The sequence below is a fragment of the Acinetobacter sp. YH12144 genome (assembly GCF_013418345.1).
Lineage (GTDB): Bacteria > Pseudomonadota > Gammaproteobacteria > Pseudomonadales > Moraxellaceae > Acinetobacter > Acinetobacter amyesii.
On the sequence record NZ_VPCD01000018.1, the window covers coordinates 72,185 to 78,870 of the forward strand.

Below are 6,686 nucleotides of genomic sequence, written 5' to 3' on the forward strand. Positions count from 1 at the left end.
TAATGCAAAGCTGTTCTAACAACTTAGAAGCGATAGCCTATTTTCAAACCATAGCCAAGCGCATGGTTATCTTCAAATTCACCTACTGGATTACCACCAGTTTGAGCAGTAGCATCACCTAACCAGAAGTATTTAACACCTGCTTGGATGAAATAGTTTTCAGCAGGACTATATTGACCACCTAGACCAACATTCCAATACCCTTCAACAGGGCCTAAAGTCGTAACAGGGTTGCCAGCACCCGAATCGTAACCTACAGATGCAGAACCAGACCATTTGCTGTTAAATTTATGGCCTACACCAACATTAGCTGACCATTGGTCGTCTGAGTAATCAATAAGATTTTGACGGACATGAGGTGCTGGAATTGAACTTACGTTACCAAGTAAAGTTGGTTTAACCGCAAACTGGCTCCAATGTACCCAACGAACATTGGCAAATGCTAGCGTATCTTTAGCAATACCTGTTTGGAAATCTAAGTTAACTGATTGAGGTGTTGTTGCATCAACAGATGATGTCAGCGCACTTAAAGATGGATACGGTAGAAGCGTAGTTTCATTGGATTTTGTATTATGTTCAATTTCAGAGCGGTAGGTAATAGCCGCTTTTAATGCAATTTCAGGAATCGAATAAGCAACACCTGCTAACCAGCCATAAGCTTCTTCACGTTCCATTTCGATGTTATAAGTACCAAGTTTGGCATTACCACCATAAGCAGCACCACGTAGTTTGATATTGGCTTCTACAGTTTGCCAAACTGGACCTGCATAAAAGTTCCAATTTTCGTTTGGTTGGTAACCAATTAGGGCAGTTAAGCTTTCAGTTTTAACATCTACAGATGTACCTTGAGCACCATTACCAAATACTTGCGATGCAGCATCATATTCAGCTTCTGCACCGTATGGTTGGTCGTAAATTAAACCTAGTGAAATTTTGTCAGTCGCTTGTACTTTGACAGCAGCGGAAGGGAAGTAATATGACTTCGCTATGTCATCGACATTAAGTTCATTTGACTTTACTTCTGCATCTAGAACAGTGATACCTGCTTCTGCATAGTTACCAGGTTGTAAGAATGCTGAAATAGACTGACCTGAACGATCTAGACCCGCTGCAAATAATGATGCTGTTGGTAAAGCGGTAAGTAAAATTGCGTAGCTAAGGTGATTTAAGCGCATACTTTTCCCTGTTTGTAACTTTTGATGTTATTTCAATGTGTGGAAAGTAACATAAATAAAAAAACAGTAAATAAGAGTTGCTACTCTAAAATTGAACTAGGGAAGTTAAAAAATGAGCATGACTAGAGTATTTATTCTAGTGATTGATAATTATCTTTATGATTTTTAAATGAAAAATTAGAGTAAAAAGCTTAGTTTTTGATAAATGTTTTAGTAAATTTAAATGTTTATTGTTTGATCAAACAAGATAGGGAAAGAATAAAAAGTTAGGGCCATAGCGAACTATGGCCCGAATCATATTTAAATTAGAAGCGGTAACCGATTTTTAAACCGTATGCCCAAGCATCGTTATCTTCAAATGATGCTACTGATTCATTTGTACCAAACATTGATGCAGGTTGTGCTTCAGCATCACCTAACATGAAGTATTTAACACCACCTGCGATAAAGTAGTTAGGCGCTGGGCTGAATTGTAAACCTAAGCCAACGTTCCAGTAGCCTTCAGTAGGACCAAGTGTTGATACAGGGTTGCCTGCACCAGAATCCCAACCTACAGAAACGTTACCAGCCCATTGTTCACTCAATTTACGACCTATACCAACTGTAGCATTGATTTGATCGTCAGAATAAGCAACAAGGTCAAATCCACCAACAGGACCACGACCAAGGGCACCTAATGTTTCAGATGCTTTACCAAAAGCGGTTGGGCGAATTGCAAAATTTGACCAATCTACCCAACGTACATTTGCAAATGCGACAGTGTCGGCCATGATACCAGTTTGAAAATCAAGGTTAACAGACTGCGGTGTGGTGATCTTAGTGTCAGCACGCGTTGAAAAAGCACCGCCTAGTAGAGCACTGCTTCCAGTTTCAGTGGTTGCAGCTTCGTGATCAATCTCAGAACGGTAAGTAATAGATGCTTTTAAAGCAATTTCTGGGATTTGGTACGCTAATCCTGCTAACCAACCAACGGCACTATCTTCTTTCATATTTGCATTATATAAACCGAGAGCTTGGTTTGCTCCATATGCAATACCGCGTAGTTGAACATCACCTTTTACTGTTTGATAAACACCACCGCCGTATATGTTAAAATTTTCAATTGGTTGAAAACCTAATATCATCGAGATATTTTGAGTGTTAACTTCGACTTCCGTTGTTTCGCCCATTAATTGGAATGCGCCAGGGTTACCTGCAACTGGTAGTGTTTGATCTGTTGCACTATATTTAGCTTCTGCACCAAAAGGTTGATCATATAGTAAACCAAAAGAAAAATTATCAGTTAGCTGTAATTTTAATGCTGCTTGTGGAAAATAGTAATCACCCGCCATGTCATCTAGTGATGTATTAGCAAGAGCTCCTAATGTTGGGTTGCTAGCAGGTGCAGTGCTGTTCATCTTCCCTGAAACATTCGGATCTAAAACCGAAATACCTGCTTCAAAATAGTTCCCTGGTTGTAAAAATGCAGAAATAGATTGTCCTGAACGATCTAGTGCTGCTGCAAAAGCACCTGTCATTGGAACTGAAGCAAGAATCATGGCTGTAGCTAAAGTTTTTAATTTCATTCTTCGTCATTCCTTGAGATACGAATTTGATTTTTATGGTTACTGCATATATTCGTTATGGAAAACTTCTTAATACTCTTAGGCTTAATTGTTACTCCATGTGACAAAAATAGCACAATTAAAATAAGAGTAAATGCTCTAGATTGAAAAATATGGCTAAAAGTTGCTATTTTTAGAGTAAAAGTACTAATTAGTATATATAACATTTTGATTATTATTTAATATTTTCATTTAGCGCATTATTTTCTAAACCTAGAAAAAAATTGAAAAAATTTTGATATGAGCAGTCATAAATTGATTTTTTGGCCTTATGGACCATACTATGTGTCGTTTTTTGCATTGAGAGGTAGGTGGTTAGCACATTTTAAAGCGCTATTTAACTGTTCTTAAAAATAGTCTTTGAACAGTAATCTTTGTAAAAACAATAATTAAGTTAAAAACTGTAATTGATGGGTTTTTAGTGTGAAAGGTTCTTTCTTTATATTTATTGGTATATGGGGGATTACAAATACAGGGAGGAGGGATATCTCAGAAATTGTGCGCTCTGCGGGACTCGAACCCACGTCGGTCGCTTAGGAGGCAACTGCTCTATCCAGTTAAGCTAAGAGCGCAAGACGGAGGCTAATGTACTCCTATTTTAGCTAAAAAAAAAGTTATTGCCGAAACAATAACTTTTTAAATTACTTAGTCTTTATGAACTTCATTGGGGTCAATGTCGCTCAAATCTTTAGGATTAAGATAGTTAAACATTAATAACATGACTGTAATCCAAACAGGGATCATTAGAACAGATTCCATAAAGCCCTGAGTCCACATAATAAAGAGAACTAAAGCAATAAAGATCAGAACGATGTAGTTGCTGACTGGTGCCCAAAGTGCAGGATAAGACGTTGTAAAATTCAAAATACGTTTTGCACGACGGAACTGTAAGTGAGTCATGGTAATCATCGCCCAGTTAAGGACAAGTGCACCAACCACCACATACATTAAGTGACCAAGCGCATCTTCAGGTACGAAGTAGTTTAAGAGTACGCAACCGAAAATCAGGACTGCAGAAAGTAATACCGCTGGAATTGGCACGCCACTTTTGTTGGTTTTAGCGAAAACTTTTGGAGCATTACCTTGCTTCGCCAAGCTGTAAAGCATACGGCTATTGGCATACATACCGCTGTTATAAACAGACAGTGCTGCAGTTAAAATAATGAAGTTCAGTAAATGTGCAGCCCAATCAATACCCAGTTGGCTAAAGATCATCACAAATGGACTTTTGTCTAAACCACCAAGTTCAAGCTGATTCCATGGCACAAGTGACAATAGAATAGTCAAAGAACCCACGTAGAAAATCAAAATACGAAATACAACTTGGTTAATCGCTTTTGGAATAGTTTCTTTTGGATTTTCAGCTTCCGCTGCCGCCATACCGATCAGTTCAATACCACCAAAGGCGAACATCAAGAAAGCCAGCATGAAGAATAAGCCTTCAAAACCATTTGGGAAGAAGCCGCCCTGGCTCCATAAGTTGGTGAATGATGCTGTAGAGTTGGCATCTGCTGTAAGTAGCAAATACAAACCAAATACGATCATCGAAATAACTGCAGTGACTTTAATAATCGACAGCCAAAACTCAGATTCACCATAAAACTTCACATTACCTAAGTTTACTACAGTGATGATCACGAAGAAGAACAGTACAGATGCCCACGCTGGAATATGAGGCCACCAGTAATTGATGTATTTCGCAACAGCGGTGAGTTCTGTCATTGCCACTAAAATATAGAGAATCCAGTAGTTCCAACCTGTTAAGAAACCTGGAAATTTCCCCCAATATTTATATGCAAAATGGCTAAATGAACCCGCTACAGGTTCATGGACGATCATTTCACCCAACTGACGCATAATTAGAAAGGCGATCAAACCGCCAATGGCGTAGCCAAGAATAATGGATGGTCCAGCAGATTGAATCACATGCGCTGAGCCCAAGAATAAGCCTGTACCAATTGCACCACCCATGGCAATCAATTGAATATGACGATTCTTTAAGCCACGCTTGAGTTCGGAGGAATTGGTAGTCAAGTTACTCTTCCCGAGAATGGTTTAATTTTGGTAATTGTAATGTATAGAGAATGAATAGCCTAGTAGCTCAAAATTTATGAAAAATATTTATAGGTTTAATAACCTATTTTTCGTTTTAAATGCTGAATTAAAAATTTATGAATCAATAGATTAATTTTATTTTAATTGAAATTCTGATGCTTGGCTTTATATGGAAAAGGTATCGAATGTTGTTTTTTTATACTTAAGTCATGTGATTGTTAAAACTTCAATTAAACATTGTATGATGCAAAAGTGCAGAAAAGAACGCTCTGCCAAAACACAATGATAAAGATTAAGGATTCAATAAAAATGAGTTTTGCTCCCCAAATTAAGATTGCAGCGACTTATATGCGTGGTGGTACTAGTAAAGGTGTATTTTTCAAGTTAGATGATTTACCGCTTGCAGCACAACAAGCTGGACAAGTTCGCGACCAACTTTTATTGCGTGTGATTGGCAGTCCAGATCCTTATGGAAAACAAATTGATGGGATGGGTGGAGCGACTTCAAGTACCAGTAAAACCGTGATTTTGGCAAAAAGTTCACAGCCTGAGCATGATGTAGACTATCTATTTGGACAAGTATCGATTGATAAAGCATTTGTCGACTGGAGTGGTAACTGCGGAAACTTAACGGCAGCAGTTGGTGCATTTGCCATTTCAAATGGTTTGGTTGAGGCATCACGTATTCCTGAAAATGGTTTATGTACGGTTCGTATTTGGCAAGCCAATATTCAAAAAACCATTATTGCGCATGTACCTATTACTGATGGTGCAGTACAAGAAACTGGTGATTTTGAACTAGATGGTGTGACCTTCCCAGCAGCCGAAGTTCAAATTGAATTTTTAGACCCCGCAGATGATGGTGAAGATGGCGGCGCCATGTTCCCTACAGGGAATTTGGTCGATACCTTAACCGTACCCGATGAAGGCAGTTTCCCTGCAACATTTATTAATGCAGGTATTCCAACGATTTTCTTAAATGCAGAAGATATTGGTTATGTCGGCACTGAACTGCAAGATGCGATCAATGGTGATGCCAAGGCATTGGCCCGTTTTGAAAAAATCCGTGCTTATGGTGCGCAGCAAATGGGTTTGATTTCAGATATTGCTGAAGCAGAACAGCGTCAACATACCCCAAAGATTGCATTTGTTTCAAAGCCGAAAGCCTATACATCTTCGAGTTCTAAACATATTTCGGAACAAGATACGGACTTATTGGTTCGTGCCTTGTCGATGGGGAAACTGCATCATGCCATGATGGGCACAGCAGCAGTTGCCATTGGTACAGCTGCGGCGATACCGGGGACGCTTGTGAACTTAGCCGCGGGTGGTGGGGAGCGAGAAGCTGTGCGTTTTGGACATCCATCTGGGACGCTACGTGTAGGTGCGCAAGCAATTTATGAAAATGGTCAGTGGGTCGTTAAAAAAGCCGTGATGAGTCGAAGTGCGCGTGTCTTAATGGAAGGCTGGGTGCGTATTCCTGCGGATAGTTTAGATTAAGTATTTAACATCTCATTTGAAATCAGCCTCTGCTTTGCAGGGGCTTTTTTTGCCTTTATCTTTTATATGAATAAGCAAATCATGAATTGGTATATATTTTTATATAATATGAACTGCATTTAATATTAGAAAGTTTCTGTGATTTATGTCGGATTAATTTTGTTAGCATTTTGCGTAGCTTTACCCTGAAAAAAAAGTAGCGAAACCATGCTTAAAAAAGACTTATTGACATCCTCACCCCCTTAAAAGAGGGTGATTCCTACAGCTAGACGCTTATGCCCAAGCGCAAGAATGTTTAGAGCTGAGTTTATATCTCGATCATGAGCTGTACCACAGCTCATGCACTCCCATT

At 39.0% G+C, this 6,686-nt stretch carries 5 protein-coding genes and 1 tRNA gene; 1 reads left to right on the forward strand and 5 read right to left on the reverse strand.

All coding sequences use genetic code 11. The features are described 5' to 3' along the window. Positions 1 to 23: 23 nt before the first annotated feature. The 4 genes from FTU79_RS12600 to FTU79_RS12615 all read right to left on the reverse strand — a co-directional run bounded on the left by FTU79_RS12600 (position 24) and on the right by FTU79_RS12615 (position 4,813). Positions 24 to 1,175: an OmpP1/FadL family transporter gene (locus FTU79_RS12600; RefSeq protein ID WP_180050422.1), complete on the reverse strand. Its 1,152-nt coding sequence runs from the start codon at positions 1,173 to 1,175 to the stop codon at positions 24 to 26. Positions 1,176 to 1,480: 305 nt separating this feature from the next. After that, on the reverse strand, positions 1,481 to 2,740 hold the full coding sequence (locus FTU79_RS12605; RefSeq protein ID WP_078193051.1) for an OmpP1/FadL family transporter: 1,260 nt from the start codon (positions 2,738 to 2,740) through the stop codon (positions 1,481 to 1,483). Between the two features lie 538 nt (positions 2,741 to 3,278). Then, a tRNA-Arg gene (locus FTU79_RS12610) sits at positions 3,279 to 3,351 on the reverse strand. 73 nt (positions 3,352 to 3,424) lie between these two features. Further along, complete coding sequence (locus tag FTU79_RS12615; RefSeq protein WP_180050425.1) at positions 3,425 to 4,813, reverse strand: amino acid permease; 1,389 nt, start codon at positions 4,811 to 4,813, stop codon at positions 3,425 to 3,427. Between the two features lie 330 nt (positions 4,814 to 5,143). Here FTU79_RS12615 and prpF point away from each other — a divergent pair, with 330 nt between their 5' ends. Further along, positions 5,144 to 6,334, forward strand: coding sequence for a 2-methylaconitate cis-trans isomerase PrpF (gene prpF / locus FTU79_RS12620; RefSeq protein ID WP_180050429.1), 1,191 nt, complete (start codon positions 5,144 to 5,146; stop codon positions 6,332 to 6,334). 242 nt (positions 6,335 to 6,576) lie between these two features. Here prpF and FTU79_RS12625 read toward each other — a convergent pair. Continuing rightward, positions 6,577 to 6,686: zinc ribbon domain-containing protein (locus FTU79_RS12625; protein ID WP_179994364.1), on the reverse strand; the 110-nt coding region annotated here is incomplete at its 5' end.